Annotated in this window: 28 protein-coding genes; 14 read left to right on the top strand and 14 right to left on the bottom strand. The window is 65.2% G+C overall.

From position 1 onward, the window contains the following. Window positions 1-78 precede the first annotated feature (78 nt). The 4 genes from AC13GI_RS06345 to AC13GI_RS06330 all read left to right on the top strand — a co-directional run bounded on the left by AC13GI_RS06345 (window position 79) and on the right by AC13GI_RS06330 (window position 4,514). Window positions 79-954, top strand: coding sequence for a tryptophan 2,3-dioxygenase (locus AC13GI_RS06345; RefSeq protein ID WP_205405225.1), 876 nt, complete (start codon window positions 79-81; stop codon window positions 952-954). A 179-nt stretch (window positions 955-1,133) separates the two neighbouring features. After that, window positions 1,134-2,633 carry a peptide MFS transporter gene (locus tag AC13GI_RS06340; protein ID WP_100553839.1) on the top strand — a complete coding sequence of 500 codons (1,500 nt, stop codon included), beginning with the start codon at window positions 1,134-1,136 and terminating at the stop codon, window positions 2,631-2,633. A 16-nt stretch (window positions 2,634-2,649) separates the two neighbouring features. Beyond that, on the top strand, window positions 2,650-3,258 hold the full coding sequence (locus AC13GI_RS06335; protein ID WP_482995825.1) for a thioredoxin family protein: 609 nt from the start codon (window positions 2,650-2,652) through the stop codon (window positions 3,256-3,258). 116 nt (window positions 3,259-3,374) lie between these two features. Continuing rightward, window positions 3,375-4,514: a hypothetical protein gene (locus tag AC13GI_RS06330; RefSeq protein WP_482995824.1), complete on the top strand. Its 1,140-nt coding sequence runs from the start codon at window positions 3,375-3,377 to the stop codon at window positions 4,512-4,514. Between the two features lie 41 nt (window positions 4,515-4,555). Here the strand turns inward: AC13GI_RS06330 and AC13GI_RS06325 are convergent, their stop codons facing one another. From AC13GI_RS06325 to AC13GI_RS06315, 3 genes are all read right to left on the bottom strand, one after another. Continuing rightward, entirely contained in the window at window positions 4,556-5,617 is a 1,062-nt protein-coding gene (locus AC13GI_RS06325; RefSeq protein ID WP_180165204.1) for a PDDEXK nuclease domain-containing protein, read from the bottom strand. A gap of 19 nt (window positions 5,618-5,636) precedes the next feature. Further along, window positions 5,637-5,864, bottom strand: coding sequence for a hypothetical protein (locus tag AC13GI_RS06320; protein ID WP_482995823.1), 228 nt, complete (start codon window positions 5,862-5,864; stop codon window positions 5,637-5,639). A 541-nt stretch (window positions 5,865-6,405) separates the two neighbouring features. After that, a complete protein-coding gene (locus AC13GI_RS06315; protein ID WP_050815698.1) occupies window positions 6,406-6,900 on the bottom strand; it encodes a MarR family winged helix-turn-helix transcriptional regulator in 495 nt (164 codons plus the stop codon). Between the two features lie 129 nt (window positions 6,901-7,029). Here AC13GI_RS06315 and hppD point away from each other — a divergent pair, with 129 nt between their 5' ends. Next, window positions 7,030-8,142, top strand: coding sequence for a 4-hydroxyphenylpyruvate dioxygenase (gene hppD, locus AC13GI_RS06310; protein WP_170919610.1), 1,113 nt, complete (start codon window positions 7,030-7,032; stop codon window positions 8,140-8,142). A 102-nt stretch (window positions 8,143-8,244) separates the two neighbouring features. Continuing rightward, a complete protein-coding gene (gene hmgA, locus AC13GI_RS06305; protein WP_482995822.1) occupies window positions 8,245-9,543 on the top strand; it encodes a homogentisate 1,2-dioxygenase in 1,299 nt (432 codons plus the stop codon). A gap of 198 nt (window positions 9,544-9,741) precedes the next feature. Here the strand turns inward: hmgA and AC13GI_RS06300 are convergent, their stop codons facing one another. Continuing rightward, window positions 9,742-10,278, bottom strand: a complete 537-nt coding sequence (locus AC13GI_RS06300; protein WP_482995821.1) for a hypothetical protein — start codon at window positions 10,276-10,278, stop codon at window positions 9,742-9,744. A gap of 124 nt (window positions 10,279-10,402) precedes the next feature. Here AC13GI_RS06300 and AC13GI_RS06295 point away from each other — a divergent pair, with 124 nt between their 5' ends. Then, on the top strand, window positions 10,403-11,047 hold the full coding sequence (locus AC13GI_RS06295) for a hypothetical protein (protein ID WP_205405219.1): 645 nt from the start codon (window positions 10,403-10,405) through the stop codon (window positions 11,045-11,047). A 72-nt stretch (window positions 11,048-11,119) separates the two neighbouring features. Then, the gene (locus tag AC13GI_RS06290) at window positions 11,120-12,079 is read left to right on the top strand and encodes a sodium:calcium antiporter (protein WP_380656596.1); all 960 of its coding nucleotides are present in this window, start codon (window positions 11,120-11,122) and stop codon (window positions 12,077-12,079) included. A 108-nt stretch (window positions 12,080-12,187) separates the two neighbouring features. On the opposite strand, the gene AC13GI_RS06285 is transcribed toward AC13GI_RS06290, so the two are convergent. The 8 genes from AC13GI_RS06285 to AC13GI_RS06250 form a co-directional block, all read right to left on the bottom strand. Continuing rightward, a complete protein-coding gene (locus tag AC13GI_RS06285) occupies window positions 12,188-12,574 on the bottom strand; it encodes a Na+/H+ antiporter subunit G (RefSeq protein ID WP_205405217.1) in 387 nt (128 codons plus the stop codon). Continuing rightward, window positions 12,571-12,855 carry a K+/H+ antiporter subunit F gene (locus tag AC13GI_RS06280; RefSeq protein ID WP_025874598.1) on the bottom strand — a complete coding sequence of 95 codons (285 nt, stop codon included), beginning with the start codon at window positions 12,853-12,855 and terminating at the stop codon, window positions 12,571-12,573. The genes AC13GI_RS06285 and AC13GI_RS06280 overlap by 4 nt, the downstream gene beginning before the upstream one ends. Further along, complete coding sequence (locus AC13GI_RS06275) at window positions 12,852-13,358, bottom strand: Na+/H+ antiporter subunit E (RefSeq protein ID WP_025874599.1); 507 nt, start codon at window positions 13,356-13,358, stop codon at window positions 12,852-12,854. Before AC13GI_RS06275 ends, AC13GI_RS06280 begins: the two co-directional genes overlap by 4 nt. Continuing rightward, window positions 13,355-14,890, bottom strand: coding sequence for a monovalent cation/H+ antiporter subunit D (locus AC13GI_RS06270; protein WP_099819701.1), 1,536 nt, complete (start codon window positions 14,888-14,890; stop codon window positions 13,355-13,357). Before AC13GI_RS06270 ends, AC13GI_RS06275 begins: the two co-directional genes overlap by 4 nt. Then, complete coding sequence (locus AC13GI_RS06265) at window positions 14,887-15,264, bottom strand: Na+/H+ antiporter subunit C (RefSeq protein WP_482995820.1); 378 nt, start codon at window positions 15,262-15,264, stop codon at window positions 14,887-14,889. The genes AC13GI_RS06270 and AC13GI_RS06265 overlap by 4 nt, the downstream gene beginning before the upstream one ends. Next, window positions 15,264-18,092 (bottom strand): monovalent cation/H+ antiporter subunit A, encoded by a 2,829-nt coding sequence (locus AC13GI_RS06260; protein ID WP_482995819.1) that lies wholly within the window; start codon window positions 18,090-18,092, stop codon window positions 15,264-15,266. Before AC13GI_RS06260 ends, AC13GI_RS06265 begins: the two co-directional genes overlap by 1 nt. Window positions 18,093-18,424: 332 nt before the next feature. After that, entirely contained in the window at window positions 18,425-18,910 is a 486-nt protein-coding gene (locus tag AC13GI_RS06255; RefSeq protein WP_100462165.1) for an Mpo1 family 2-hydroxy fatty acid dioxygenase, read from the bottom strand. 184 nt (window positions 18,911-19,094) lie between these two features. Then, complete coding sequence (locus tag AC13GI_RS06250; RefSeq protein WP_162291998.1) at window positions 19,095-20,021, bottom strand: phosphoribosylaminoimidazolesuccinocarboxamide synthase; 927 nt, start codon at window positions 20,019-20,021, stop codon at window positions 19,095-19,097. 141 nt (window positions 20,022-20,162) lie between these two features. On the opposite strand from AC13GI_RS06250, the gene AC13GI_RS06245 reads away from it, so the two are divergent. From AC13GI_RS06245 to yegS, 5 genes are all read left to right on the top strand, one after another. Further along, entirely contained in the window at window positions 20,163-20,492 is a 330-nt protein-coding gene (locus tag AC13GI_RS06245) for a J domain-containing protein (protein ID WP_005411327.1), read from the top strand. 57 nt (window positions 20,493-20,549) lie between these two features. Then, complete coding sequence (gene rpe, locus AC13GI_RS06240; protein WP_482995818.1) at window positions 20,550-21,227, top strand: ribulose-phosphate 3-epimerase; 678 nt, start codon at window positions 20,550-20,552, stop codon at window positions 21,225-21,227. A gap of 12 nt (window positions 21,228-21,239) precedes the next feature. After that, window positions 21,240-21,722 (top strand): GNAT family N-acetyltransferase, encoded by a 483-nt coding sequence (locus AC13GI_RS06235; protein WP_482995972.1) that lies wholly within the window; start codon window positions 21,240-21,242, stop codon window positions 21,720-21,722. Window positions 21,723-21,990: 268 nt separating this feature from the next. Next, window positions 21,991-22,482, top strand: coding sequence for a hypothetical protein (locus AC13GI_RS06230; RefSeq protein ID WP_482995817.1), 492 nt, complete (start codon window positions 21,991-21,993; stop codon window positions 22,480-22,482). Between the two features lie 74 nt (window positions 22,483-22,556). After that, entirely contained in the window at window positions 22,557-23,489 is a 933-nt protein-coding gene (gene yegS / locus AC13GI_RS06225) for a lipid kinase YegS (RefSeq protein WP_482995816.1), read from the top strand. A gap of 8 nt (window positions 23,490-23,497) precedes the next feature. Here yegS and AC13GI_RS06220 read toward each other — a convergent pair whose 3' ends face one another. Both AC13GI_RS06220 and AC13GI_RS06215 read right to left on the bottom strand, forming a co-directional pair. Further along, on the bottom strand, window positions 23,498-24,355 hold the full coding sequence (locus AC13GI_RS06220) for an ankyrin repeat domain-containing protein (RefSeq protein ID WP_482995815.1): 858 nt from the start codon (window positions 24,353-24,355) through the stop codon (window positions 23,498-23,500). Between the two features lie 11 nt (window positions 24,356-24,366). Beyond that, window positions 24,367-25,239: an ankyrin repeat domain-containing protein gene (locus tag AC13GI_RS06215; protein WP_482995814.1), complete on the bottom strand. Its 873-nt coding sequence runs from the start codon at window positions 25,237-25,239 to the stop codon at window positions 24,367-24,369. 342 nt (window positions 25,240-25,581) lie between these two features. Between AC13GI_RS06215 and AC13GI_RS06210 the strand changes: the two genes are divergently transcribed. Then, window positions 25,582-26,933, top strand: a protein-coding gene (locus AC13GI_RS06210) for an IS3 family transposase (RefSeq protein WP_482995612.1) whose coding sequence is annotated in 2 segments (ribosomal slippage) — window positions 25,582-26,029 and window positions 26,029-26,933 — 1,353 coding nt in all. Because the reading frame shifts where the segments join, the coding sequence is not laid out codon by codon here. The last annotated feature ends 31 nt before the right edge of the window (window positions 26,934-26,964 follow it).

The raw sequence follows: 26,964 nt of genomic DNA, 5'->3' as shown, positions 1-26,964 counted from the left end.
CACGCCCCGGTACGGTCATCACGGCTGCCAGCGCGGCAGCAACGCGCTACCCTTGCCGCCCCCGATCTGGTCCCGCCCATGTCCGTCGACAACAACCAACGCGATCTCGAAGCCGGTATCCACACCGACCTGCAGGGGCGGCTGACCTACGGCGGCTACCTGCGGCTGGACCAGCTGCTCAGCGCGCAGCAGCCGCTGTCCAATCCGCCGCATCACGACGAGATGCTCTTCATCATCCAGCACCAGACCTCCGAGCTGTGGCTGAAGCTGTTGGGCCACGAGCTGGGTGCGGCAATCGGTTTCCTGCAGCGCGACGAGGTCTGGCAGTGCCGCAAGGTGCTGGCGCGCAGCAAGCAGGTGCTGCGCCAGCTGACCGAGCAGTGGTCGGTACTGGAGACGCTCACTCCGTCCGAGTACATGGGTTTCCGCGACGTGCTGGGCCCGTCCTCGGGCTTCCAGTCGCTGCAGTACCGCTACATCGAGTTCCTGCTGGGCAACAAGAACGCGCAGATGCTGCAGGTGTTCGAGCACGATACGGCCGGGCAGGCGCAGCTGCGCACCGTGCTGGAGGCGCCGAGCCTGTACGAGGAGTTCCTGAAGTACCTGGCCCGCTTCGGCCACGCCGTGCCGGCGGTGTACGAGGCGCACGACTGGACCCAGCCGCATGTGGCCGATGACGCACTGCAGCCGGTCTTTGAACGCATCTACCAGGACACTGACCGCTACTGGCGCGAGTACGCGCTGTGCGAGGACCTGGTGGACCTGGAAACGGCCTTCCAGCTGTGGCGGTTCCGACACATGCGCACGGTGATGCGGGTGATCGGCTTCAAGCGCGGCACCGGCGGCTCCTCCGGCGTGGGCTTCCTGGCCAAGGCGCTGGAGCTGACCTTCTTCCCTGAATTGTTCCAGGTGCGCACCACGCTGCAGGTCGCGCCCCCACCGGATCTGGCCTGATCCCCATTCAGCTTGGCCGCCTGCGGCTGGCTGGATCGTTTCAGATGCAAGTTCAGCGAGCAGGCTGCGACCTGCCTCAAACGGCGTGTATTTGACGTGAACGCCAGAAGTCGGTGATCCTCGCGCGTTGCTTCACCGCACATCGGACGTGCCTCCATCCACCGAACCAGGAATTCCGCATGAGCGTAAACGCCACTGCGAACACCCCAGAGCCGGCGCTGCCGGACTTCAACACCACGATGGGCCACCCGCGCCCGTTGTGGATGCTGTTCATGACCGAGTTCTGGGAGCGCTTTGCGTTCTACGGCATCCGCTGGGCGTTGGTGCTGTACATCGTTGCCCAGTTCTACAACGGCAACGCCGCCGGTGAAGGCGACGCCAGCCGCATCTACGGTGCCTACCTGGCGCTGGTGTATGCCGCCGCGATCTTCGGCGGCTACGTGGCCGACCGGGTACTGGGTTACCAGCGCTCGATCCTGACCGGCGCGATCATCATGGCCGTCGGCCTGTTCATGATCTCGCTGCCGCAGGAGCACATCTTCAAGCTCGGCCTGGCCACGATCATCGTCGGCAACGGTCTGTTCAAGCCCAACATCTCGACCATGGTCGGCAAGCTGTACGGCCTGAAGGACGAACGCCGCGACTCGGGCTTCACCATCTTCTACATGGGCATCAACATCGGCGCGATGATCGCCCCGGTGCTGACCGAGTACCTGGCCCGCAAGGTCTTCGGCACCTCGGAAATGCCCTCCTACAAGGTCGTGTTCATCGCCTCCGGCGTGGGCATGCTGATCTCGCTGGTGTGGTTCTACATCGGTCGTGCCGGCCTGAAGGGCATCGGTGCACCGCCGGCTGGTGCTGAAGGTTTCGGCCGCATCATCATGGTGCTGGTCGGTTCGCTGTTCGCCATTCCGGTGGCTTACTTCCTGCTCGCCACCGGCGCCACCGCGCTGGCCTGGATCCTCGGCGTGATGTTTGCCGCCCTGGCCGTGCTGCTGCTGGTGGAAGGCATCCGCGAGGGCAAAGTGCAGCGCGACCGCGTGATCGCCATGCTGATCATCTTCGCCTTCAACGTCATGTTCTGGATGTTCTTCGAACAGGCCGGCAGCTCCTTCACCTTCCTGGCCGAGAACATCGTCAACCGCCAGCTGGGTGAGTGGACCTTCCCGACCGCATGGTTCCAGTCGGTCAACTCGGTGGCGATCATCACCCTGGCGCCGATCATCGCCTGGATCTGGGTGGCCCTGGGCCGCGCCAATCCGTCCATCCCGCGCAAGTTCGGCCTCGGCCTGCTGTTCAACGGCGCGGCCTTCGCACTGCTGATGTTCGCTCTGTCGACCATGGTCGTGGACGGCAAGATCCCGTTCTGGACCCTGTTCATGGTCTATGTCATCCAGTCGGTCGGTGAGCTGTGCCTGTCGCCGATCGGCCTGTCTATGGTGACCAAGCTGGCACCGGTACGCCTGGTCGGCTTCGGCATGGGTGGCTGGTTCCTGTCCACCGGCATCGGCAACAACCTGTCGGGCATTTTCGCCGGCGCGGTCAGTGGTGAAGGCGGCATGACGGTCGAATCGGCACTGAAGGGGTATACCTTCGGCTTCTGGGCCTTGATCGGTTCGGGTGTGGTCCTGTTCCTGGTCGCGCCGCTGATCAACAAGCTGATGCACGGCGTGAAGTAATGAGAGGGTAGTGGGCATGCGTACAACGTTCGGTGGTGCAGTGGTGGCAGTGGTGTGTGCGGCGCTGATCGGCGCTTGTTCGCAGCCTCAACCTCCTGCGGCCCCCGAACCCACGCAGCCCCTGGATACCCGCCCCACCGAGCCACCGGTCGCTGACCCCAGCGAACCGGTGGCCTCGGGCAACACTCCGGCGGCGGCTGATATCGCCGCCATCGCCGGGCTTGGCGCGCAGTTCGACCCGGCCCGCGACCCCGTTGCCGACCTGGAAACGGCCAAGGTCGAAGCCCAGCGCGGCAACAAGCGCATCATCCTGGAAGTGGGCAACGCCGCCTGCGAGCCCTGCCATGCGCTGGACGAAGCCGTGGAAGGCAATGGCGATCTGCGCCGCTTCCGTGATGCCCACTACGTGTGGGTAAAGGTCAACGACAGCGCCGAGAACCCGAACGCGGCCTTCCTGGGCCAGTTCCCGCCGCTGCAAGGCGAACACCCGCACCTGCTGGTGATCGATGCCGACGGCACCCTGCTGGCGCCACAGCCCAGCGAAGCGATGCACAAGGGCAGGATCGTGCAGACCGCACGCGTGATGGCGTTCCTCAAGCAGTGGGCGCCGCCAACGCCGCGGTAGCGTCCGGCGCCTGCCGCTGCCCGGCCATCCACGCGTGGCGTGGATCTACAGATCATTACCCTTCGGCCGTTAATGGCAAGGACCTCACTGCGCCACCCGGCGCGACCGGAGCGCCCATGCACAGCGACCACGCCGAACGCCTGCCCGAACCTGCCAGCTCACTGGCCGAAGGTGAGGCGCCTGATGGCGTGAGCCTGCCGCCGCAGGAAGCCCTGCTGGACGACGCCGGCACCGGCGCGGAAGCCCTCGAACTCGCACCGCCGCGGCATCGGTTGCCGCAGATCGCCTTGCCCGACAACGTGGTGCTGAAGGGCGCGGTGCAGAAGCTGGTGGAACAGAAGGCGCGGCTGGATCGACTGGCCGCCGAAGGGCAATTGGCCGGTCTGCTGCCGCCGGAATGGCACGGCAACGGCGTGCGCGCGATCGACCTGTCCAGTTTCGTGCAGGGCGTGCTGCCGTTCCTGCAGCCCGGCGAGCGAGGTGAAACCGCACCGGCCCGCCTGCCGGTGCGCCATGTGCTGGGCGATGACAGCCGCTGGGGCCTGGCCGACGTACCCGAACCGAAGTCACTGGCCTGGTATCTGGCCAGCGATGACCGCGCCACCGCGGGCAGCAAGGATGTCGCCGAGGCCTATCTGGTCGGCGCGCTCGGCCTGGCCTGGATGCAGGAAGGGCGCAGCCGCCCCGGCTTCCTGCGTGCGATGGACCAGGACAGCCTGGCGGCACGGGTGACCATGCTGGGCTACCCGCCGCCGGGCGAGCTGGCGTTGTACAGCGTGACCGCGCACGGCCAGCCGCAGATCTGGTGCGTGCATGGCCGGCGCAGGCTGCGGCCGCTGGTGGCGCCGTGGCTGAGCGTGCCCCTGCTGACCGCCTATGGCGTGCCCGCACCGGTGGCGTGGCCGGGCAGCTTCCCGCCCGTCGAGGCCGTGGCCGAGGCGATTGCCGCCGCCCGTCCGGGCAAGCTGCTGCCGGAAGTGGATCTGGGCAGAGTCGTCGCGAAGATCGCCGAAGACGCCGCGTCCGAGGCGTGGCAGCCGGTCAGCCTGCTGCAGCTCAACACCTGGTCGCCGCGCTGGCCGTTCTTCCTGGGCACCTTCGTCGGCCTGCCGTCGCTGCTGCTGGTCACTGCCGCGCTGGCGTTGCCCGGGGCCGTTGAAGCGGCCACCGTTGCCGCCTCGCTGGGCTTTGCCGGCGGCGCCATCGGCGCGCTTGCGGTGCCGTGGATCCATGCGCGGCGCAAGCATCTGAGCTGAGTACGTGGGCCATCCGCGCGTGGTGTAGATCTGTTGACCCCCTAACGGTCGATCTCTGCAGCAGTGAACTCCATGCGTTGCCGTGCACGCTCCGTGGCGGCCTGCAGCCGTTGCTTGAGCACTTCACGTGAGGGAAGAGATGTCAGGTACTCCGCCACATGGATGCCTGAGCGGTCCAGTTCCAGCAACTCGATCTGGCCTGCCTTCTTGCCTGTGCAAAGGATGATGCCCAGCGGCGCCTCCTCACCTTCCTCTCGCTCATACCGATCCAGCCAACGCAGATAGAGCTCCATCTGGCCCTTGTACGCAGGCTTGAAGTCACCGATCTTCAATTCGACGGCCACCAGCCTGCGCAGGCGGCGGTTATAGAACAACAGGTCGAGATGGAAGTCATCGTCGTCGATCTGGATGCGTTTCTGGCGGGCGACGAAACTGAAGCCTGCCCCGAGTTCAAGCAGGAATCCCTGCATCTCACGCAGGATGGCGCCTTCCAGCTCCTGCTCGTCCCAGCATTCCTTCAGCCCGAGAAAATCCAGGACGTACGGGTCGCGCAGGACCAGGCCCGGGGAGAGCTGCTGGTTCCTGCGCAACGCCGACAGCTCATTGGCAATGGTCTGCTCGGGTTGGCTGGAAAGGGCCGTACGTTCGTACAGCATCGAGTCGATGCGCTGGCGCAACATGCGGACGCTCCAGCCTTCCGTGCTGGCCATCTGGGCGTAGAAGTCGCGCTTGAGCGGATCAGACAGCGGGATCAGCGCGATGAAATGGGTCCAGCTCAATTGTCGTAGCAGTGATACGACAATCTGCTCGTCGGCAAATGCGATGGAGAACTGCACCATCCTGCGCAGGCTCTTTTCACCGAACGAACCGCCGAACTCGGCAGACAGTATCCTGGCGATGCGCTTGAACAGGACCTCTCCATAGCGTGCCCGGCGTCCACCCATCTGATCGACATGGATGCGACGTCCTATGCGCCAGTACAGCAGCGTCAGTTCGGCATTGACGGTCCTCACCATCCCGGCGCGGGCCGTGGATATCAGTGCCCGGATATCAGCCAGCAGATCGTGGGTATGCGGCAGGGTGAGGGGCGGTGTGTCATCCATGAGGTGCCTTCCAGCAGGGTCAGGGTTCAGCAATCACCCGCAGCGCACTGGCATAGCCCTTGGCGAGACTGGTCAGGTCGAGCAGCCGGTTCAACGACAGCAGCAGGCCCGGCTGGCAGGCCTTCAGGCGCTGATGTTCGAACCACGCCTGGGTGACCGTTTCCAACGTGGCCAACGCCTCATCGATGCGCTGCAGGTCGGCTTCGCGGTCGATGGGGTCGGCAGGGGGGTGATGGGGGCGTGTCATGGCGAAGCTCCGGGGAGAGGCCGCCGGAAAGGCGGCAGGCGATGCGTGGTTGAAAGACCGCTCAAACGCGAAAACGGTGGGCACCAGGCCCCACGCACCGCCCGCCATAAGGCAGACCCGGCTGCAGAATGGCGCCCACCTTCAGATGGGCACCATTGGTGCAGCGTCGTTACGCGTTTGATGGACGGGCTTTCAACCCCGGCAGCGGTGCTCCGCTGCGCGCCTACCCTCGGGCCGATGGGACCGGCAGTCCAATAGGCAATGCCATTCGATGCGCGAATTTCGATACAACCGCTCTGTCGATCAGAACTCTACCGGCCCGATGCCGAAACATCAGGTGGTAAACGCGACACGTCGAGTCGAACCCGGCCGAAAGACCGTTCGTCGGCGGGCCATGAACACCGCGCGTTGCACGTGATCAATGGCCTGCGCCGGATCCCTCACAGCGCAGCCCGCGACATCATCCACGCCTGGCGTGGATCCATGGGTCGACCAAGGTCGACACCGACCAAGGGCGGCGGGGGGCGCCGCCCCGAAGGGGTCAGACCCCTTCGCCCATCCGCTCCAGGCCATCGCCGGCCAGGCGCAGGATCAGCTTCTCCAGCACCTGCTCCTCTTCCTCGCTCAGCACCGACATCAGCTTGCGGGTGATCTCGATCACCATCGGCGCGATCGTCTCGTACACCTCGAACCCCGCCGCCGACAGCGCCAGCACCGAACGGCGGCGGTCATCGCCATGCGTCTCACGCTTGATGAAACCGCGCTCCAGCAGGCGGGCCACCGCGCGGCTGACCGCCACCTTGTCCATCGCCGTGCGGTCGGAGACCTCGCTGGCCGACGAGCCGGGGTACAGCGCCAGGATGGTGATCACCCGCCACTCCGGGATGGCCAGGCCATAGCGGTCGCCGTACAGCTTGGCGATGTTGCCGCTGACCCGGTTGGACAGCACGCTCAGCCGGTACGGCAGGAACTGTTCCAGGTCGAGCAGGACGTGGGAGGCACGCAGGCGGGTGGAAGCGGGATCGGCGGGGCTCATGTTGCGGTGCACCTTGCTGGTGGTTTCAAGTGTAACTATAAGTGTTGGGTCCGTACCCTGCATTCTCGCCGGGTCCAACCCCGCCCGCACCTGGTTTGTGCCGATGCGGCACCGATTCGGAGCCACGCCATGAATACCGCAGTCCCGTCCGCCTCGCATCCCAACCCCGGCATGCAGGTCACCACCTTCGAAAATCCGATGGGCATCGACGGCTTCGAGTTCGTCGAATTCGCCGCACCGGCCGGCCGTGGTGCCGAGCTGCACGAGTACTTCCGCAAGATGGGCTTCAGCGCGGTGCTCAAGCACAAGCAGCGTCCGATTACCGTCTATCGCCAGGGCGACGTCAACTTCCTGGTCAATGAAGACCCCGATTCGTTCGCTGCCGATTTCGCCGAGAAGCACGGCCCGTGCGCCTGCGGCTTCGCCATCCGCTTCAAGAAGCCGGGCGCGGAGGTCTACCAGACCGCGCTGGGCAATGGCGCCGAAGCCATCGCCTTCAAGCCGGAGAGCAAGGCGGTCAACGCCCCGGTCATCAAGGGCATCGGCGACTGCATGCTGTACCTGGTGGATCGCTACGGCGATGCCGGCAGCATCTTTGATGGCGACTACGAGCTGATCGCCGGCGCCGAGCTGCGCCCGAAGGGCTTCGGCCTGACCTTCATCGACCACCTGACCCACAACCTGTACTTCGGCAACATGCAGCAGTGGTCGGACTACTACGAGCGTCTGTTCAACTTCCGCGAGATCCGTTACTTCGACATCAAGGGCCTGAAGACCGGCCTGGTGTCCAAGGCGATGACCGCGCCGGACGGCATCGTGCGCATTCCGCTGAACGAGTCGTCCGATCCGAAGAGCCAGATCAATGAGTACCTGGACGCGTACAAGGGCGAGGGCATCCAGCACATCGCCTGCTTCACCGAGAACATCTACGAGACCGTTGAAGCAATGCGCGCGCAGGGCGTGGATTTCCTCGACACGCCGGAGACCTACTTCGACGTGATCGACCAGCGCGTGCCGAACCACGGTGAGGACGTCGCCCGCCTGGCGAAGAACAAGATCCTGATCGACGCCGACCCGGAAACCCATCAGCGCAAGCTGCTGCAGATCTTCACCCAGAACTGCATCGGCCCGATCTTCTTCGAGATCATCCAGCGCAAGGGCAACGAAGGCTTCGGCGAAGGCAACTTCACCGCGCTGTTCGAGAGCATCGAGCGCGACCAGATCCGTCGCGGCGTGCTGTAACGTCTTCGGTAGCGCCGGGCCAGTCCCGGCGCCTGCCCATCTGTAGAGCCGAGCCATGCTCGGCTGCTTTCCGTTCCGGTCCCGCCGTACCCAGGAGCCCCCATGTCCCCCTCCATCACCGCCCGCGGCTACCAGTCCGGTTTCGGCAACGAGTTCGCCAGCGAGGCCGTGCCCGGTGCACTGCCCGTCGGCCAGAATTCGCCGCAGAAGGTGGCCCATGGCCTGTATGCCGAGCAGCTGACCGGCACCGCGTTCACCGCACCGCGCGGCAGCAACCGCCGCAGCTGGCTGTATCGGATCCGTCCGGCGGTGACCCACGGCGAGTTCACTCCGTTCGCGCAATCGCAGCTGCAGGGCGATTTCGGTGCGCAGCCCGCTTCGCCGAACCAGCTGCGCTGGAGCCCGCTGCCGCTGCCGGAACTGCCGACCGATTTCGTCGAAGGTCTGTACACGATGGGCGGCAACGGTTCGCCCGACGCGCATGCCGGTGTTGGTATCCATCTGTACGCGGCCAACCGTGACATGGTCGGCCGCTACTTCTACGACGCCGACGGCGAGCTGCTGATCGTGCCGCAGCTGGGCAGCCTGCGGCTGCTGACCGAACTGGGCGTGATCGAGATCGAACCGCAGCAGATCGCGGTGATTCCGCGCGGCGTGCGCTTCCGCGTCGAGCTGCCTGACGGCCCGAGCCGTGGCTACATCTGCGAGAACTTCGGCGCACTGCTGAAGCTGCCCGACCTGGGCCCGATCGGCTCCAACGGCCTGGCCAATCCGCGCGACTTCGAGACCCCGCATGCCGCGTTTGAAGACATCGACGGCGATTTCGAACTGATTGCCAAGTTCGACGGCCGCCTGTGGCGTGCCCCGATCGATCATTCGCCGCTGGACGTGGTCGCCTGGCACGGCAACTACGCGCCGTACCGCTACGACCTGCGCCGCTTCAACACCATCGGCTCGATCAGCCACGACCACCCCGATCCGTCGATCTTCCTGGTGCTGCACTCGCCCAGCGACACGGCGGGCACCAGCAACATGGATTTTGCGATCTTCCCGCCGCGCTGGCTGGTGGCGCAGAACACGTTCCGTCCGCCGTGGTTCCACCGCAACATTGCCAGCGAGTTCATGGGCCTGGTGCATGGTGCCTACGACGCCAAGGCCGAAGGCTTCGTACCGGGCGGTGCGTCGTTGCACAACTGCATGAGTGGCCACGGTCCGGATGCGCCGACCTTCGACAAAGCCTCCAGTGCAGACCTGTCCAAGCCGGACGTGATCAAGGACACGATGGCCTTCATGTTCGAGACCCGTGGGGTGATCCGCCCGACCGCGCAGGCGCTGGCCGCCGGTCACCGCCAGGGCGATTACCAGCAGTGCTGGAACGGCCTGCGCAACAATTTCCGTTGATCGTCCGTATCCACGCATGGCGTGGATCTACTGGGAAGCGCGATACCGCATCCACGCATGGCGTGGATCTACCGGGTGGCGCGATACCGTATCCACGCATGGTGTGGATCTACTGGGTGGCGCGATATCGCGCGGCGTGGATCCATCGGGGTTCGTGATGCAGTAGATCCACGCCACGCGTGGATGCTGTTCGCCGGATCAGGCGATGGCCGCGAACGCGTCGCAATGCTCCACCGGCAATGCCTCCATCAGTCGCTGCCGCACACGTTGGCAGTAGCCTTCCGAGGTCAGCGCCGGCAACACCTGCAGCGCTGATTGCATCACCCGCAGGACCTCGCCTTCGGCACGCGCCTGCTGCAGGTCGCGGAACAGCGCCGCTGCATTGGGATGCCGCTGCATCTCCAGGATTCCCAGCACATAGATGCGCGCGGCGACCAGCGAGCGGCGTCGCTCGACGGGCGCGGTGGATGCTGCGGCGGCTGACGGCGCCAGCGGGGCAGCAGCCACACTCGGCGCAGGCTGCATGGAAACGGCGGCATCCGCGCCGGTCACCAGATATCCGGCCTGGATCAGCTGGATCACCATCGCTGCCGCGTCCTGCCCCAGCAGCGTGGTCAGCTCGGCGATGCTGCGCTGGCCATCGCACAGGATCAGCAGCCGTCGCTGGCGCATGTCCAGCGGCGCGCGGTGGGCCTGCAGCGCGGTTCGGGCGAGGTCGGTCTTGCGCGGTTGCATGGGGAGGACAGCCAAGTCGGTGCTTGCCCAGCCTGAATGAGGGCGATGAAACGGCGATGACAATGCAGCGCCTGCACGCGCGCTGGGGTAGCGTGCACCCACCCTGTGCCAAGGATCCGCACCGATGAAGCACCTCCCGATCGCCGGCCTGCTGTTGTTGTCGCTGGCCGCCTGCAACCGTAGTCCCGAAACTGCCGCGGCGGACGCACCTGCCGCCGCCGCCACACCGGCGAAGGATGCCTCCGTCCCCGCCGACGCCGATCTGGCCACCGCTTCGCCGGTGGACCCGCGCCGCGACAGCCCGGCACGCCTGGATGGCTTCGGCGGTGCCACGCTGGGCGCCGGCATCGCCGAGGTCCGCAGCGGCTTCGGCACGCCGTTGCAGGGCCTGGGTACCGATGCCGCCGGCAAGCCGCTGCCGGCCGACGATGCCAATGAGGGCTGCTACTTCCTGCGCCCGCAGGACGCCGAAGACCCGCGCCTGATGTTCGAGGCGCGCAAGCTGGTCCGCTACGACGTGCGCAGCCCGTCCATCGTCGCCCCCGGTGGCGGCCGCGTCGGCATGACCCTGGGCGAGCTGCAGGTGCTCTATCCCGAGCGCGCCGACGTCGGCCCGGACAAGTACGACGACAAGGCCCAGCACCTGCGCGTGCGCCCGGCGCAGGAGGGCGCGGCGATCATCGATTTCGCCCTCGGCGCTGACGGCAAGGTCGGTGCCTGGCGGGTCGGCAGGACGCCGCAGGTGGACTACGCCGAAGGCTGCGGCTGATCCACCCTCCTCGGCCACCCGCAGCGGGTGGGCCGAGCGTAGAATCGCGCCACGACCGCTGGGGAGTGCTCGATGATCGCCATTGCCATTGCCTGGTTCCTGCTCGGCCTGCTGTTGCTGGCCCTGGGTGGGGACTCCATCGTCAAAGCCGTTTCCGGCCTGGCGCAGCGCTTCGGTGCCAGCGCATTCACCGCCGGCCTGCTGTTGCTGGGCATCACTACTTCGCTGCCGGAGCTGGCGGTCAACGCTCGCGCGCTGGTGGTGGGCCAGCCCGAGCTTGCCTTGGGCAACGCCGTCGGCAGCAGCGTCGTCAACCTCGGCCTGACCCTGGCAATGGCTGCCATTGCCGCGCCGCTGTTGTTGCGTGCCCGCCTGCAGACGGTGCTGTGGTGGGCGCTGCTGGCCGCGGGCCTGCTGCTGATCGTGTTCGGGCTGGATGGCCGCCTGCTGCGCTGGGAGGCTGGCGTGCTGGTGGCCGGGTTCGTGGTGGTGCAGTTCCTGCTGCTGCGCCGCGGGCGCCATGAGAGCGCCGAGGTACAGGCGATCATCGCCGAGTCGGCACTGAGCCGCACCAGTCTGCCGTTGAATGTGCTGCGCGTGTTGATTGCCGCCGTGGCGCTGTATTGGGGCGCGCGCCTGGTGGTCGGTGCTGCCGCTGATTTCGGTGCTGCGCTGGGCTGGACGCCGCTGCTGGTCGGTCTGTTGCCGGTGGCGATCGGCACCGCGTTGCCGGAGGTGGCAGCCGCCGTCGCGGCGGCGCGCCGTGGTCACGGCGACATGGTGCTGGGCCACGTGCTCGGTTCCAGCGTGGTCAACCTGATGCTGGTGATCGGTGCGATGGGGCTGCTGCAGCCGCTGGCGCTGCCGGCTTCGTTCGTGCGCCTGGAACTGCCGGCGCTGCTGGCCTTCGCATTGGTGCTGTACCCGATGCTGCGCGGCGACCTGCGCATCAGCCGCATCGAAGGTGCGGTGCTGCTGGGCGCTTTCGTGGCCTGGTTGGGGCTGGAAATCGCGCTGGTCACTCCGGTCTGAGGTAGTGCCGGCCGCTGGCCGGTAACCTCGGCGAACTCGCAGCCAGGCATGGCCTGGCTCTACTGGCGGTTATCCGGGGTCGTGCCGACCAACGGTTGGCACCCACCGTCAACGCGCGGTGGTTTCCTCTTCCCGCTCCGGTTCCGGCGGCGGCAGCTGTTCTTCTTCGGCACGCTCGTTGCCCGGCAGGCTCGGGCGCGTTTCCATCAGCAGCGACAACGCCGCCTTTGCCATCAGGTGCGCGCTGATCGGTGCGGTGATGAACAGGAACACGGTGATCAGCAGCTCGCGCGGCTGCGGGTCCTGGCCCAGGAAGATGTGGTAACACACCGAGCACACCAGCACGCAGCCCACGCCCAGCGTGCTGGCCTTGGTCGGTGCGTGCAGGCGCTTGAAGAAGGTGGACAGCTTCACCAGCCCCAGCGCGCCGACCAGGATGAAGAAACAGCCGAACAACAGCAGGATCGACAGCGCGATCTGGATGAAGGTGATCATTCGACGATGTCCCGGCGCAGCACGAACTTGCTCAGCACCACGGTGCTGCCGAAGCCGAGCATGGCGATGATCAACGCCGCCTCGAAGTAGATCGCCGAATTGAGGTACATGCCGAACAGCATCAGCTCGGCGATGGCGGTCACCGACAGCGTATCCAGTGCAAGGATGCGGTCGGGCACGGTCGGCCCGCGCAGCAGGCGCCAGGTGGCCAGCAGCATGGCCAGGCCGACCACATGCATGCATACCACCAGGGTGGTCTGGATGATCTGGAATCCAGTCATGGGAAGATCTCCATCAACGGGGCTTCATAACGGCGCTTGATCGTGTCGATCAGCTCCTGCGGGTCTTCCAGGTGCAGCACGTGCACCAGCAGGAACTTGCGGTCGTCGCTGAGTGCGGCCGACACCGTGCCGGGGGTCAGGGTGATCATGCTGGTCAGCGCGGCAATGCCGTGGATGTTGGCGATGTCCAGCGGCAGCCAGATGAAACCGGGGTGGATGTTCTTTTCCGGGCCCAGCACCTGGATGGCCACGCGGATATTGGACATCAGGATGTCCCACAGGGTCACGAACAACAGCTTCGGCAGCGGCCGCAGGGTGCCGATGCGGGCGAACTCGCGGTCCAGGCGCGCAGCGAACAGCGGAATCACCACGCCCAGCAGCAGGCCCAGCAGGAACTGGCCGAGCGTGAAGCTGTCGGACATCAGCAGCCAGAACACCACCACCATCACGCTCAGCGCAGGCGAGGGCAGCAGGCGGCGGATCGGGGAACGCTTGGCGGTCATGGCTGGCGGATCTCCGGCGTGGTCGCGCGCAACTGCTGCACGTAATCGCCCGGCTGCAGCAGCTGGGTGGCGATGGCGTCGGTGTGCTGCATCAGCGGGGCAGCGAACAGCGTCATGCCGATGCCGTAGGCCAGCAGGATGCAGGCGGCAAACAGCTCGACACGGCGCAGCGGTGCCTTGCGCGGTGGTGGTGCATCGGGATCGGGCAGCGGCACGCGCCAGAACAGGCGGATGCCACCGCGGGTCAGGCCCATGATGACCAGCAGGCTGCTGACCAGCACTGCCGTCCACACCGCGCCGGTGTACTGCGCGGGCATGCCGGCCAACAGCGCGGCCTTGGCCAGGAAGCCGGACAGCGGCGGCAGGCCGGCCACCGACACCGCCGCAATCAGGAACAGCACGGCGGGCGTCTCCTTGCCGGGCATCGGCGCGATCACTTCCTTGCGGTCGCTGGCGCCGCCGCGGCGGCGTCGGATCAGGTCGGCGACCAGGAACAGGGCGGCGGCGACGAAGCTGCTGTGCGGCAGGTAATACAGGCCGGCCGACAGCACCTTCGGCGTGCCGACAGAAAATGCGATGAACAGCGTCGCCGCCGAAACGATCACCAGATACGAAATCAACACGCGCAGGCGCGCTGCGGCCAATGCGCCCAGGCCGCCCAGCACCAGCGTCGCTACACCGGCCCACAGCAGCCAGTCACGGCCGTAGCCGGCCATCGCCCCCGCATCCTCTCCGAACCACAGCATCTGGATGCGCAGCACGGCATACAGGCCCACCTTGGTCATGATCGCAAACAGCGCCGCCACCGCCGCCGGTGCACGCGCATACGATTCGGGTAGCCACAGGTACAGCGGCATCAGCGCGGCCTTGGCACAGAACACCAGCAGCAACAGGCCCATCGTCGCCTTCACCAGGGTCAGCTGCGCCGGCGGCACTTCGGCAATGCGCTGCGACAGCTCGGCCATGTTCAACGACCCCAGCGAGGCGTACAGCAGGCCCAGCGCAATCAGGAACAGGGTCGAGGCGGTGACGTTGAACACCACGTAGTGCAGGCCGATGCGCATGCGCAGGCCACGGCCGCCACTGAGCAGCAGGCCGTAGGAGGCGATCAGCATCACCTCGAAGAACACGAACAGGTTGAAGATGTCGCCGGTCAGGAAGGCGCCGTTGAGGCCCACCAGCTGGAACTGGAACAGCGCATGGAAGTGCGGTGCGCGCCGGTCCCAGCCCGAACACGCGTGCAGCAGGCAGGGAATGGCCAGCAGCAGGGTGGTCAGCAGCATCCAGGCGGACAACTGGTCGGCGACCAGCGCGATGCCCAGCCGCGACGGCCAGTCGCCCAGCAGGTAGACGCGGATGTCGCCGCCTGCGGTGTCGGCGAACAGCAGGCCGACCACCACCGCCAGTGCGGCCAGCGATGTCCACGCCACGGCACGCTGTACCTTCGGCCCATAGCGCCGGTGTTCAACGAACAGCGACAGCGCCGCACCGAGCAGCGGAACCAGGATCGGCAGGATCACCAGATGATTCATGCGCGGTCCTCGCCCCGGCGCGGCGGTGCATCGTCGTCCGGCTCGTGCGCGTCCACATGGTCACTGTGGTTGTCGCTGCGGCTGCGCATGGCCAGCACGATGCTGACGGCGGTCATCGCAAACGCGATCACGATTGCAGTCAGTACCAGTGCCTGCGGCAGCGGATCGGTGTAGTTGCCGAGTTGGCTTTCCACGCCTTCCTGCAGCACCGGCGCCTTGCCCTGCACCACGCGGCCACCGGCAAAGATCAGCAGGTTGGTGGCGTAGGACAGGAAGGTCATGCCGAGGATCACATCGAAGCTGCGCGCGCGCAGCAGCAGGTAGATGCCGATGGCGGTCAGCACGCCGATCGCAGAGGCCAGGGCCAGTTCCATCAGTGCATCTCCCCCGTTCGTGCCGAGCGGCGTTGCAGGTCGATCTCGCCCTTGCGCGCGGTGCGCGTCCGCGAGGGTTTGACGGTGGCCATCATCGACAGCATCAGCATCGCGCCACCGAACACCACCAGGTACACGCCGATATCAAAACCAATCGCGCTGGCCAGCGGTACATCACCGATCAACGGCAGGTGCAGGTCCAGGTGACCACTGGTCAGGAACGGCACACCGAACAGCATCGAGGCGGCGCCGCTGAGGATGGCGATCAGCAGGCCGGTACCGATGCAGCGGATGTAGTCGAAGCCGAAGCGCGATTCCACCGATGCGGTGCCCTGGATCACGTACTGGATCAGCAGCGGCACCGCCAGCACCAGGCCGGCGATGAAGCCACCGCCCGGCGCGTTGTGGCCGCGCAGGAACAGGAAGATCGACACCGTCAGGGTCAGCGGGAACATGATCTGGGCCAGATCGGCCGGCACCGGCAGCTTGATCGGCGGGCCGGGCATGATCTGCTCCGGCGCCATCCGCGTACGCCGCAGCAGCGCATGCACGACCAGTGCGGCAATACCGAACACGGTGATCTCGCCGAAGGTATCGAAGCCGCGGAAGTCGACCAGGATCACGTTGACCACGTTCTGGCCGTACGCCTCGGGCAGGGCGCGGGCAAGCAGTTCGCCGGCCATGGTGTTCGGCGGCAGGGTCATCGCGCTGTAGGCCAGCGCGCCGAGGCCGGCACCGGCCACGATCGCGATCAGCGCATCACGGCGCTTACGCCAGCGCGGCCGCTCCGGGCCGGACTGTGCGGGCAGATAGTTCATGCCCAGCAGCATCAGCACCAGGGTCACCATCTCCACCAGCAGCTGGGTCAGTGCCAGGTCCGGTGCGGACAGGAACACGAAGGTCAGTGCCACCATCAGGCCGACACCGCCGACCAGCAGCACCGCCAGCAGGCGCTGTTTGTACATGCGCAGCGTCGCCACCGCGCAGGACATCATCACCAGCCACAGTGCCCAGCCCAGCAGCGGGATGGGCTGCGGTTTGGTCCATTCCGGCGAGGCCGGGTTGGCGATGTAGGGCGCGGCGGCAACCACGATCGCCACCACCACCAAGCCCAGCAGCATGCGCTGCAGGCTGCCGTTGGCGATGCCGGCGGTCAACCGCTGCGCACCGGCCGACAGCAGGTCCAGCTGGTGGTGGAAGACGTTGCGTCCCGGCGTGGTGTTGGTCACCCCATGCAGGTCGATCAGCTTGCGCAGGCCGAAGTAGAGGGCCACGCCACCGACCACGCCCGCGGCGCTCATCGCCAGCGGCAGGTTGAAGCCATGCCAGATCGACAGGTTGTACTCGGGCATCGCGCTGCCGAGGATCGAGGCGGCTGCCACGTGCAGTACCGGGGCCACGGTCACGGCCGGGGCGATACCCACCGCCACGCAGATCACCACCAGGATCTCCACCGGCACCTTCATCCAGCGCGGCGGCTCGTGCGGCACGCGGTCCAGGCCATGCGGGCCCTTGCCGAAGAAGGTGTCGTGCACGAAGCGCAGGCTGTAGGCCACGCCGAACACACCGGCCAGCAGCGCGGCGATCGACACCGCCGTGCGCATGGTGTCGGTGCCACCGGCCGAGAGCGCTTCGGCGAACAGCATTTCCTTGGACAGGAAGCCATTGAGCAGCGGGATGCCGGCCATCGCCAGCGAGGCGATGATCGCCAGCGCGCTGGTGAACGGCATCAGCTTGCGCAGGCCACCGAGCTTGCGCATGTCACGGGTGCCGGTCTCGTGGTCGATGATGCCGGCGGCCATGAACAGCGAGGCCTTGAAGGTGGCGTGGTTGAGGATGTGGAACACGCCGGCGACCACCGCCATCGGCGTGGACAGGCCGAACAGCAGGGTGATCAGGCCCAGGTGCGAGATCGTCGAATAGGCCAGCAGGCCCTTCAGGTCATGCTGGAAGATGGCGTTCCAGGCACCGATCAGCAGGGTGATCGCACCGATGCCGCTGACCGTGTAGAAGAACAGATCGCTGCCGGCCAACGCCGGATGCAGGCGCGCCAGCAGGAATACGCCGGCCTTCACCATGGTGGCCGAGTGCAGGTAGGCCGACACCGGGGTGGGCGCGGCCATCGCGTGCGGCAGCCAGAAGTGGAACGGGAACTGCGCGCTCTTGGTGAAGATGCCCGCCAGCACCAGGAACAACGCATAGGGGTACAGCGCACTGGCGCGGATCTGCTCGCCGGCGGCCAGCACCACGTCCAGGTCGAAGCTGCCGACGATGCGTCCGATCAGCAGCACGCCGGCCAGCAGGGCCAGGCCGCCGCCGCCGGTGATCACCAGCGCCATCCGTGCGCCCTCGCGGGCGTCCTGGCGATGCGACCAGAAACCGATCAGCAGGAACGAGCTGATGCTGGTCATTTCCCAGAAGATCATCAGCAGCAACAGGTTGCCCGACAGCACCATGCCCAGCATGGCGCCCATGAACAGCAACAGGTAGGTGTAGAAGCGGTGCGCGCTGTCCTGCGGGCTCAGGTAGTAGCGCGCATACAGCACCACCAGCGCACCGATGCCCAGCACCAGCCCGGCGAACATCCAGGCCAGGCCATCCAGGCGCAGGGTGAAGTCCAGGCCGATCTGCGGCAGCCACGGCACCATCGTCCGCACCACCTGGCCATCGAGCACCGATGGGGTCAGCCAGGCGAGGATCGCCAGCCCGCCCAACGGCGCCAGCGCCGCCAGCCAGGCAGCAGTCGAGCGCGAACTACGGGGGAAGGCTGCGACAGCCACTGCCATGAGGAACGGCAGGGCCAGCAGCAGGGGCAGGCTGGGGAGCATGCAGGGAATCCATGATTCACGAGCAGGTCAGGGAGCATAACAGGCCGCCAAATGTCGCCGAAACCCATTGAACAGCGATCAATTGCATGTAACGTGCGCTGATTCATTTTTTCTGCGATGCAGCATGCGGCGCGGATGCCCCGTCAGGACCCGGTTGGCAGGTCCACCCTACGCCCACGCAGGGAGACCGCAGCCCCTGTCGCACAGGGACCGCCGCCGCTGGGCGGGGCAAGGTGGGGAGGTCACCGCGGCAGGCTGGCAGGCGCGCCGTGCAGCGTTGGTGATGGCATCTGCCCGTTCAGGAAACGAACGCGTCGATGCGGCGAAGCTGGTCAGTAGCGCCAGTCGAGCTTGCGATAGGCCTTGGCCATCACCCAGGCCGGGCCGATCAGCAGGTAGGTCAGGTCGGTCAGGAAGCTGGGCTTGCGGCCTTCGAACTTGTGGCCGATGAACTGCGCGATCCAGGCGACGACGAAGACGCCGATGGCCAGCCAGAACAGATTGTGCAGGCCGATTTCCGCTTCCAGCAGCCGGCACAGGCAGCCGAACACGAAGAACTGGATGAGCATCCCGATGCCCAGCGGGCGCGACAGTTTGTTGTAGAAGCACCAGGCGCTGAACATCGCGAACGCCGACCAGATGCCGTACTGGAACCAGGTGATCAGCGGCGGCACGCACCACAGCAGGGCCACCACCGACCACAGGATCGCCGGCACCGCCACCACGTGGATGCGCTGGTTGACCACATTGCGGTGGTCGTCGGAGTAGCTGGCGAAATAGCGGTCGATCGGACGCGCAAGCTGGGTGGTGGTCTGCATGCGGCCAGCATACCCCGGCCGGGGCCGCCAGTAGAGCCAGGCCATGCCTGGCTGCAGGTTCGCCGAGGTTGCCGGCCAGCGGCCGGCCCTACCCCGGGAAACCGACAGTAGAGCCAGGCCATGCCTGGCTGCCGGGGGGCGCAGGAAACCCGCCCCCAGCCAGACCGGCCGGGGGCGCAGGGAATCAGTCGACGCTGATTCCGGCCAGGCGCTGCAGCGCCTCGGCGTACTTGGCGCGGGTGCGCTCGATGATCTCGGCCGGGATGCTCGGACCCGGGGCGGTCTTGCCCCAGTCCAGCGTCTCCAGGTAGTCACGCACGAACTGCTTGTCGTAGCTCGGCGGGCTGGTGCCCACTTCGTACTCGTCGGCCGGCCAGTAGCGCGAGGAATCCGGCGTCAGCATCTCGTCCATGATGTACAGGCGACCATCGGCGTCGGTACCGAACTCGAATTTGGTGTCGGCCAGGATGATGCCGCGCTCGCGCGCGTAATCGGCCGCGAACTTGTAGATGCGCAGCGTGGCGTCGCGCACGCGCTCGGCCATCTCCGCACCGACCGTCTTCACCATCGCGTCGAAGTCGATGTTCTCGTCATGGTCGCCCACGGCGGCCTTGGTCGAGGGGGTGAAGATCGGTTCTGGCAGCTGCTCGGCCTGGCGCAGGCCGTCGGGCAGGTCGATGCCGCTGACCTTGCCGGTGCGCTGGTAGTCCTTCCAGCCGCTGCCGATCAGGTAACCGCGGGCGATAGCTTCCACCGGTACCGGCTTCAGCTTGCGGGTGACCACCGCGCGCTTGGCGTACAGGGCCGCGTCCACGCCCTCGGGCAGCACGCTGGCCACATCGATGCCGGTCAAGTGGTTGGGCATCAGGTGCGCGGTCTTGGCGAACCAGAAGTTGGACACCTGGCAGAGCATCTCGCCCTTGCCCGGAATCGGGTCGGGCAGGACCACGTCGAACGCCGACAGGCGATCGGTGGCGACCATCAACAGGTAGTCCCCCGGCGGGGTACCGGCCGGCAGCCGCTCGCGCGGGATATCGAACACATCACGCACCTTGCCGCGGTGGCGCAAGGGCAGGCCGGGGAGATCGGATTGCAACAGCGTGGTTGGCACGGGCACTCCTGGGGCTTCGTCGATACGGCTGCCCAACGGACCCGGCGGGCCCGCTGACCAGCGGGCGGCCTAGTGTAAAGCGGTCCGGGCCCGCTGTGACGTAAAATGAGCGTCCATTTCGTCGGCCGACCCCGGAGCGCCATGCGCTGGTACGGAAAACTGCTCGGTTTCATCGCCGGGGCCCTGCTGTTCCGGCCCAATCCGCTGTTCGGCGCGGTGGTCGGCCTGTTGATCGGCCACGCTTTCGACTCGGACTGGTTCCGCCTGAACAAGGAGAACCCCTACCGCGAGCTGGGGCTGACCTCCGAGGCCACCGATGCCGAGGTCGAGCGCGCCTACCGCAAGCTGATCTCCCAGTACCACCCCGACAAGCTGGGCGGCGCCGCCCCCGAGCTGCAGCAGCAGGCCGAGCAGAAGTCGCGGCGCATCAACGCCGCCTACGACCGCATCAAGACCCTGCGCAAGCGCTGACCCCACAGTCCCGCCTGCGGGCGGGAGACCCCTTTCCCCGTTCCGAAGGCCCCGGCCATGTCCAACTGCCTCATCGCTCCTTCCATCCTCTCGGCCAACTTCGCCCGCCTGGGCGAAGAAGTCGACAACGTCCTGGCCGCTGGCGCCGATTGGGTCCATTTCGACGTGATGGACAACCACTACGTGCCGAACCTGACCATCGGCCCGATGGTCTGCCAGGCGCTGCGCAAGCACGGCGTCACCGCACCGATCGACGTGCACCTGATGGTCGAGCCGGTGGACCGCATCATCCCGGACTTCGCCGAGGCCGGCGCCACCTACATCAGCTTCCACCCGGAGGCCAGCCGCCACGTGCACCGCACCATCCAGCTGATCCGCTCGCTGGGCTGCAATCCGGGCATCGTGCTGAACCCGGCCACCCCGGTGGATATCCTCGACTGGGTGCTGGACGACCTCGACCTGGTGCTGCTGATGTCGGTCAACCCGGGCTTCGGCGGCCAGGCGTTCATCCCGTCGGCATTGGACAAGCTGCGCGTGGTGCGCAAGAAGATCGATGCCAGCGGCCGTGACATCCGCCTGGAGATCGACGGCGGGGTGAAGGCCGACAACATCGGTGAGATCGCTGCCGCTGGTGCCGATACCTTTGTCGCCGGCTCGGCCATCTTCAACGCCAAGACCAGCTACCAGGACGTGATCGCGCAGATGCGCGCCAACGTCGCTGCGGCACGGGGCTGAGCCATGAGCACGGTGGCCGTGTTGAACATCCGCCCGGCTACCGTCGCCGACGCTGGCCTGATCCTGCGCTTCATCCGCGAACTGGCGATCTACGAGAAGGCCGAGCATTCGGTGCAGACCGATGAAATCGGCATCGCCGAAAGCCTGTTCGGCGCCGACGCCACCGCCCGCGCGCTGGTCTGCGAGGCGAACGGCGCAGCCATCGGCTACGCGGTGTACTTCTACAACTATTCCACTTGGCTGGGCCGCAAGGGCATCTACCTGGAAGACCTGTACGTGAGCCCGGAAAAGCGTGGTTCCGGTGCGGGCAAGGCGCTGCTGAAGTACATCGCCCGGCAGGCGGTGGCTGAAGGGTGCGGCCGCTTCGAGTGGTCGGTGCTGGACTGGAACACGCCGGCCATCGAGTTCTACACCGCCGCCGGCGCCAAGCCGCAGGACGAGTGGACGGTGTACCGGCTGGAAGGTGAGGCGCTGCACGATTTCGCCAACGGTTGAGTCGGAATGCATCCACGCATGGCGTGGATCTACTGAAGACGGTGCGTGGGCACAGTAGATCCACGCCATGCGTGGATGCGCCTGGCAGGCAAAAAAAAGGCCACGCCAAACACCGGCGTGGCCTTGCTGCATGCGTGGGAGGCTGATCCTGCCTCCATCCATCGTCCCTGCTATGGCCTTCCATTCTCCGGGTGTTCGGTGACAACCGAATGACATGATGTCGTCAACGACCCTGCCGGGAGTGGCGCAGGCGCACTAGAATGCGCTGATGAAGAGCGATGTCGCTGACCTGCTTGAATCGTGGTTTCAGTTTGCAGCAGAAGATGCGCTGGTGATGGATCTGGAATACATCAACGCTGAGGCGCACGGCAATCTCTGCGCATTCTCTCCGCCGGCGGAGGTGACCCTGGATGTCGAGCAGGTGGTTGCCTTCAGTCACAGGGTTGCCGCGCACCGGTCCGCGCAGGTCGCAGGCCACGCAATGACGTTCTACTGCTGGCATGACATGAAGGTGCGCCAGCTGCGCCTGAGCCTGGTGTCATCCTTGCACGGTAAGCTGCCATTTGGCTGCCACCACGTCGAGACAACGGATATCCGCAGCGTTGTGCAGCCCATCGTGCTTGATGACTGGAACAACCCTCGATTCATGTGTTTCGAGGAAAGTGATGCGTCTGACGAATTCGACACCGGCACCGTCACCGACGAGCCGCTGTATACGCAAGAACATCCCCTGAGGGTCGCAGTCATTGCGCTTGGCTGAACGGTTGCCACCGTCTTTCACTGGCCCCGAACGCGCGATTGCTAGCCTGTGCCGCCTTTCCCTGGAAGTACCGCATGAGCACCCCCCGCTGGCGCCTGATCCTCAACGGCAAGTCCGCAGGCAACGACGACCTGCGCGAGGCCGTGGGCCACTGGCGCGACCGTGGCGTGCAGCTGGAAGTGCGGGTGACCTGGGAAGACGGTGACGCCGAGCGCTACGTGGCCGAGGCCATCGACCACGGCGTGGACGTGATCGTGGCGGCCGGTGGCGACGGCACGCTGAGCGCGGTGGCCGAGACGCTGGCGCATCGTGACGAGCCGGCCGGGGCGCTGCCTTCACTGGCGTTGGTGCCGATGGGCACCGCCAACGATTTCGCAACCGCTGCCGGCATTCCGGTGGGGCCGCAGGAGGCCTTCGCACTGATTGCCGGCAGTACGCCGCGTCCGATGGATCTGCTGCGTGTCGATGCCGACGGCAAGCCATGGTGGTGCGCCAACCTCGCCAGCGGTGGCTTCGGTACCCAGGTCACGGTGGAAACCGATGCGGGCTTGAAGAAGATGCTCGGCGGTCTGGCGTATGTCATCACCGGCATCGCCAAGCTCGGGCGCATCGAACCGATCACCGCGCGCCTGAGCGGGCCGGATTTCCAGTGGGAAGGTGGGTTCATCGCGCTGGGTATCGGCAACGGCCGTCAGGCCGGTGGCGGTCAGCAGCTGTGCCCGCAGGCACTGATCGATGACGGCCTGCTGGACGTCACCGTGGTGCCGGAACTGGAAGGTGAAGTCGCCGCCACCCTTGGACAGATGCTGACCGGTGGCAAGGAAGCGGCGCTGGAACGTGTCGCTACACGCGCGCAGCTGGCTTGGCTGCGGATCGACGCGCCGCAGCCGCTGACCTTGAACCTGGACGGCGAACCGGTGCAGGCACGCAGCTTCCGCATCGAATGCGTGGCGGGCAGGGTGCGGATGCACCTGCCGGAGGATTGCGTGCTGCTTTCCGGTCGCTGATACACGAATTACAGCAGCGGGATGTCTTCTTCCCTGCTCGGGAATTTGAAGGCCTCGCGCTTCCTGCGGATGTGCTCGGGCATCGGTGGGCGGGGAATGTTGCGTTCGATCAGCCACTGCTGGCATTTCTTCTGCCACGGCAGGTTGTCCGGCGTGGTGATCTCCCAATAGATGTCTTCGACCATCTTCTGCCGGCCAGGCTGGCTTGACTCTTCCGGCTTTGCGATCGCGGGATCAGCACCATGTTCCAGCAGCCAGTATGCGTAGTCGAAGCCGCCTCGCGTGGTGTACCAGCTAAGTACCGTGTCATCGCCCAGGTCTAGGCTTGATTCATTGATGTTGGCCCCGTTCTCAATCAGTACCTGGATGTTCTTCCACTGATTTCCGCTGAGGAATGCCTGCAGCAGTAGAGTCTCGTTGGCCGAGTTGCGGGTGTTGGGGTCTCCGCCGTGCTTCAGCAGCAGCTCAAGGAAGCGAGGGTCGTCCATCTTTGCCGCGTAGACCATCGCATTGTTGTAACCAAGCCTGCGTCCATCCACGGTCTTGTATGCGCGTGCATTCGGATCTGCGCCGTTGTCCAGGAGAGCGCGTAGCCCATCAAGATTTTTCGCCCGAAGTGGCCACGCCACCAGGGGGATTCCAGCGTCACGAGCGAAGACCTTGTCGGGATCGACTCCTTCGTCCTTCATCATGCGCGTGATCGTCTCGGCATCCCCTTGCTCGCTGGCAACGGCCAGCTCAAGTGCCCTTCCCTTGAAGTAACCGCTGGCACCATGCGTTGACTGTGGTGTGCAGCCCGAAAGCAGGAGCAGCGCTGCCGCCAGAAGGGCGTGATGCATAAAGAAGCGTCGGAGGTGAACGTCCATGTCTGATCTCCCTACAGCAGCGGAATATCTTCTTCCTTGCTCGGGAATTTGAAGGCCTCGCGCTTCCTGCGGATGTGCTCAGGCATCGGCGGGCGGGGAATGTTGCGTTCGATCAGCCACTGCTGGCATTTCTTCTGCCACGGCAGGTTGTCCGGCGTGGTGATCTCCCAGTAGATGTCCTCAACCATCAATTGCCGAGCAGATCTTCCCGAACTTTCCGATACGTGCTCGGGAATGGTGGGATCTGCACCGTGCTCCAGCAACCAGTATGCGTAGTCGAATGCGCCTCTTCCTGTGTACCAGCTCAGGACGGTGTCGTCTCCCAGGCTTCTGCGGTTGGATCCATTCACGTCTGCGCCGTTCTTGACCAGGGTCTGGACATTCTTCCACTGGTTCCCGCTGATGAAGGCTTGGAAGAGAAGCGTTTCATTGTTGACGTTTCGTGTGTTGGGATCTCCTCCGTGCTTCAGCAGCAGTTCCAGGAACCGAGGATCGTCCATCTTGGCCGCGTAGACCATCGCGTTGTCGAACCTGATCAGTTCTCCATTCATCTGCTTTGACTCACGCGCATTGGGGTCTGCCCCAACGTCGAGCAGCACTTTGAGTCCCTCGATGTTGCGGGCCCGCAGCGGCCATGCGATCAGCGGAATTCCGTCCCGCGTTGAAAACGCCTTGTCCGGGTTGACGCCCTCGTCCTTTACGAGGTGACGTATGGCATCGGCGTCGCCGCTTTCAGCAGCAATTGCCAGCCGTAATGCCGCTCCCTCGAAATAGCCATCGGCACCGTGTGCAGACGTTCCAGAGCACCCTGTCACAAGCAGAAGCGTGATCCATGCCACACTTGTGAGGAATTTTGTCGTCATATTGTGAAAAATGACGGTCATTTTTTTCCTGTCTATTTGCTGATGACGTGACACTAGCAAAAGGTTCTGGTAATCCATAGGTGCCGCGAAACAAGCGGCACTTCAAGGTGCAATGGAGTTTGCCATGAATGGTTCGGAGAGCGAGGCGCGTGCCCGCGCAGTCAATGAGCAGAATATTCTCGTGCAGCAATTGCGCGACAGTGGGAACGAAAAGGAAGCTGAGCGCCTCCAGGAAACGTACCATGCGCGTGAAATGTCGGGACTGGCTGCTGACGTGTATAAATCAGCGAAGCACGAGGGAAAGCCCCCGGTAGGTGAAGTGACCCCCGGGAGTTGGACGCCAGATCCAACCCCGAGGGATACATGAACAGGTACGAAGCTCGATTCAAACTGCAGGTCGCCAAAGAAGCCTGCAAGACCTCCACGTCGGTCAAAGCCATCGCCCGACACCACGGTTTGGAGTTCTCCACGGTCAGACGCTGGGTGGCTACGTATCGGCTGCACGGTTGGCGCGGGTTTCACCGCCAGACCCGGTCCTATGACCTCGCGTTCAAGCTGGCTGTTCTGGAGAAGATGAGCCGGGACGGCATGTCCGGGCGTGAGGCCACCACCTACTTTCAGATTGGCGATGCCGGCGCAGTGGGGCAGTGGCGGCGCCTGTATGCTCAGGGCGGTGCCCAAGCGTTGGCACCGCCGCCGCTGCCGCCCCGAAAGCCGATGAAAAAGACCCGTTCGTCCAAACCACCTGAGGATATGAGCCGCGATGAGCTGCTCAAGGAAGTCGCCTATCTGCGTGCGGAGACCGACTACCTAAAAAAACTCGATGCCTTGATCCGGGAAGAGCAGGCGGCGCAGGACGCAAAGCGCAAGCCATCCAAGGATTGAGGCAGGTTCATACGCTGTCGCTTCTGCTCGAAGCGGCAGAGCTGTCGCGCAGTACTTTCTATTACCAGAACCATGTCCTGGCCCATCCGGATCAGGACGAGGCAGATCTGTGCGAGCGCATCCGTGCAATCTACGATCAAAGCCAAGGGCGCTATGGCTATCGCACGGTGACGCTGGAATTGGCCAATCAGGGCCATCGGACCAATCACAAGCGGGTACAGCGTCTGATGGGAGAGATGGGCCTGAAATCACGGGTCCGCGTGAAGCGCTACCGATCTTTCAAAGGGGCAGCCAATGTTGTGGTTGGCAATGACCTCAATCGCCAGTTCCATGCCGAGCGGCCCAACCAGAAGTGGGTGACCGACGTCACCGAGTTCAAGGTGCAAGGGATGAAGCTCTACCTGTCGCCGATCATGGACCTCTACAACGGCGAAATCGTGGCTTATCAGATCAAGCGTCAGCCCGTGTTCGATCTGGTAGGTCAGATGCTGGACGAAGCCATCAACAAGCTCTCCCCGGATGAGCGCCCCATGATCCACTCCGACCAGGGCTGGCAGTACCAGCATGAAAACTACCGGCACATGCTGGAAAAGCACTCGTTGAAGCAAAGCATGTCCCGGCGTGGCAACTGCCTGGACAATGCGGCAATGGAAAGCTTTTTCGGGACGCTGAAGTCAGAATTTTTCTACCTGAACAGCTTTGACAGCATCGAGAGTCTGGAGGCTGGGCTCGTGGATTACATCAAGTACTACAACCAAGAGCGCATCAGATTGAAATTGAAGGGCCTGAGCCCGGTACAGTACCGGAAACAGGCCCAAGCGGCCGTTTGACCCCACCGTCCAACTCTCGGGGGTCACTTCA

The sequence above is a fragment of the Stenotrophomonas sp. 82F1 genome (assembly GCF_056861525.1).
The sequence above is the reverse complement of the archived record's forward strand: the minus strand, read 5'-3'. Positions and strand labels throughout refer to the sequence as shown.